The sequence below is a fragment of the Actinomycetota bacterium genome (genome assembly GCA_041658565.1).
GTDB lineage: Bacteria > Actinomycetota > AC-67 > AC-67 > AC-67 > JBAZZY01.
On the sequence record JBAZZY010000100.1, the window covers coordinates 1 to 2,581 of the forward strand.

Consider the following 2,581-nt stretch of genomic DNA (forward strand, 5'->3'; position numbering starts at 1 on the left):
AGAGAGCCTGGAACGAGGCGACAAGTTGATTCTCTGCTCGGTCGGCGCCGGCATGACTACCGCGGCCATTTCGGTCGAGTGGTAACAGTCCTAATACTTAATCAAGCTAACGGTCTTGTACTGGGCGATCCGATCGGCGCCCTTCAGATCGGCCAACTCAATCACAAACGCACATCCAACAACAACGCCGCCGGCCTTCTCGACGAGCCGGCAGCAGGCTTCGACCGTTCCGCCGGTGGCCAAGAGGTCGTCAACCACCAGAACCTTCGCGCCGGGCGTGATGGCGTCGGTGTGAATCTCGAGGGTGTCCTTGCCGTACTCCAAATCGTAGGAGAACGAGGCCGTGTCGAACGGAAGCTTGCCCGGCTTGCGGATCGGGACCAGTGCGGCGTTTAATTCGAGCGCGACGGGCGCGGCAAAGATGAACCCGCGAGCCTCGGCCGCCGCGACCACGTCGATCTTTTCGCGTCGGAAGGGATTGGCCAGATCGACCACTGCCCGGCGAAACGCCTCCGGCGCGGCCAGCAGCGGCGTGATGTCGCGGAAAAGAATCCCCGGCTTGGGGAAGTCGGGGATGTTGCGAATGTAGTCGGCTAGGTTCAGGTCGGAGGGGTTCGTGGACATGAGTGGGTAGTGGCTGATACGGGGTTGCCTTGTTGTGCCGAAGTGGCAGGCCGTAGTATACTTATCCGCAATGCCTTGGGGAATAGCCGGTGGTGAGGGCAACCGGGGCTCTGCGACGGATTCGTCTTCACGGCGTAGGTCAGGCTATGCCTGACTGAATCGCTATTGGACGTAACGCGAGGGCAACGGAGCGTCAGGCGAAGCCTGACCTACTTCTGCGAAGCGGCAAGCGGCTCTCGTTGTCTCCGGCAACAACTTACCGAACGACGCGCTAGCGCCGCAGGATGACATCTTCCAACGCAACAGGGCCGTTGAGACTGTCGGCCAGCTTGTTGAGCGCTTCGGTTTCGATCTGACGAACTCGCTCGCGAGTCAGACCGAGCGTTTCGCCGATCTCCTTCAGCGTACGCGGCTCGTTGTCGTCCAGCCCGAAACGCATACGCAGCACCGTGGCCTCGCGGGGATCCATCGTCTCCAACTGCTTCATCACATGCGCAAGGTTGTCGCTCTCGACCATCTCCTCGTCGGGCGCCCGCGCCCGCTCGTCCATCACCATCTCGCCCAACGACCAGCCGGCATCCGACTGATCGGTCTGCGGCGTGAGATTGTAGATGCGGATGGCCTTCTTAATGATGGGAAGCTTCTTGCGAGGCAGTCCGAGTACGCGGGCGATCTCCTCGGGCGTGGGCGTACGGCCCATCTCCTCGGTCAGCCGGCTGCTGGCGCGCCGCCACTTGGAAAGCAACTCGACCATGTAGGCCGGGATGCGGATCGTCTTGGCCGTGTTGATCAACGCCCGTTTGATCGATTGCTTGATCCAGTAGCTGGCGTAGGTGGAGAAACGGGTGCCAATGGCCGGATCGAAGCCCTCGACCGCGCGCAGCAGCCCAAGGTTGCCTTCCTCGATCAGGTCTTGCAGGCTCAACCCCTTGCCGGTGTAGCCGCGGGCGATGTTGACCACGAGACGCAGATTCGCCCGGACCATACGGTCGCGGGCTTGGATGTCGCCCAGCCCGATGGCGATGGCCAGTTCGTGCTCGTCGTTGGCCGAGAGCAAGGACGTTTCGTTGATCTCGCGGAGGTAGGTCTCCAACGGAGATTGCACGGAGGGCGATTGTCGGCGGCGTGTAGTCTTCGTCATCGCAGTCGATACCATCAGCGGGACAGTGGTAGAACAGTCAAACACAACTATCGACGCGGACTGCGGGGTTTCTGCAACTAAGAGAGGATGCGACGAACTGGGCCGAATGTAGCTGCCGTTCGGACAGTGCCGACAAAAACGACCCTACCGGAGATGAAGCGCAAAAAACAAGGTTCAAGGTCCAAGATTCAAGGCTCAAACCAATTCGTTTGAGCACTGAACCTTGTACCTTGAACCTTGTGCCTTAAAGCCTAAACAATTTCTCGCTAACTAGCAGGTTCTTCCGATTGTGCCGGCTGCTCCGGTTGTTCCGCGGCAACGGGCTCGACGGCAACGGTCTCAACGGCAACGGGCTCCGGACGCCTAAACAGCGGACCGCTGCTGTCGCCCACGCCGCCCTTGAGCTCGGCCGGCTCGGACGAGGCCGCCTTATCGGTGCGACCGCTCTCGGCTTCGGCTTCCTCGGCCCATTCAACCCGCTTGCGCGACAGACCAATTTTGCGTTCGTCGGCGTCGACCCGCAACACCTTGACCTCGATGATTTCGCCAACCTTGACGACGTCCTCGGGGTTTTCGACCTTGTGGTCGGCCAACTCGGAGATGTGCAGCAAGCCTTCCAGTCCGTTTTCGAGACCGACGAAGACGCCGAAGTTGGTGATCTTCGTGACCGGGCCCGTGACGAGTTGGCCGGGCTGGTACTTGCCCGGGATGTCGGTCGCCCAAGGATCGTCGGCCATTTGCTTCATGCCCAAGGCGATGCGGCGGCGATCCTGATCGACCGAAAGCACACGGCACTCGAGCTCCTGGGCCTTCTCG

The 2,581-nt window shown here is 60.9% G+C and carries 3 protein-coding genes; all 3 read right to left on the bottom strand.

The features are described from left to right. Positions 1 to 90: 90 nt before the first annotated feature. Positions 91 to 624 (bottom strand): adenine phosphoribosyltransferase, encoded by a 534-nt coding sequence (locus WDA27_15410; protein MFA5892312.1) that lies wholly within the window; start codon positions 622 to 624, stop codon positions 91 to 93. A 271-nt stretch (positions 625 to 895) separates the two neighbouring features. Beyond that, on the bottom strand, positions 896 to 1,780 hold the full coding sequence (locus tag WDA27_15415) for an RNA polymerase sigma factor RpoD/SigA (GenBank protein ID MFA5892313.1): 885 nt from the start codon (positions 1,778 to 1,780) through the stop codon (positions 896 to 898). Positions 1,781 to 2,031: 251 nt separating this feature from the next. After that, a partial coding sequence (locus tag WDA27_15420) for a S1 RNA-binding domain-containing protein (protein MFA5892314.1) occupies positions 2,032 to 2,581 on the bottom strand: 550 nt, incomplete at its 5' end.

Excerpts from the sequence above, each read along its gene's own strand:
- WDA27_15415 (MFA5892313.1), bottom strand. The coding sequence starts at position 1,780 with ATGGTATCGACTGCGATGACGAAGACTACACGCCGCCGACAATCGCCC.
- WDA27_15410 (MFA5892312.1), bottom strand. The coding sequence starts at position 624 with ATGTCCACGAACCCCTCCGACCTGAACCTAGCCGACTACATTCGCAAC.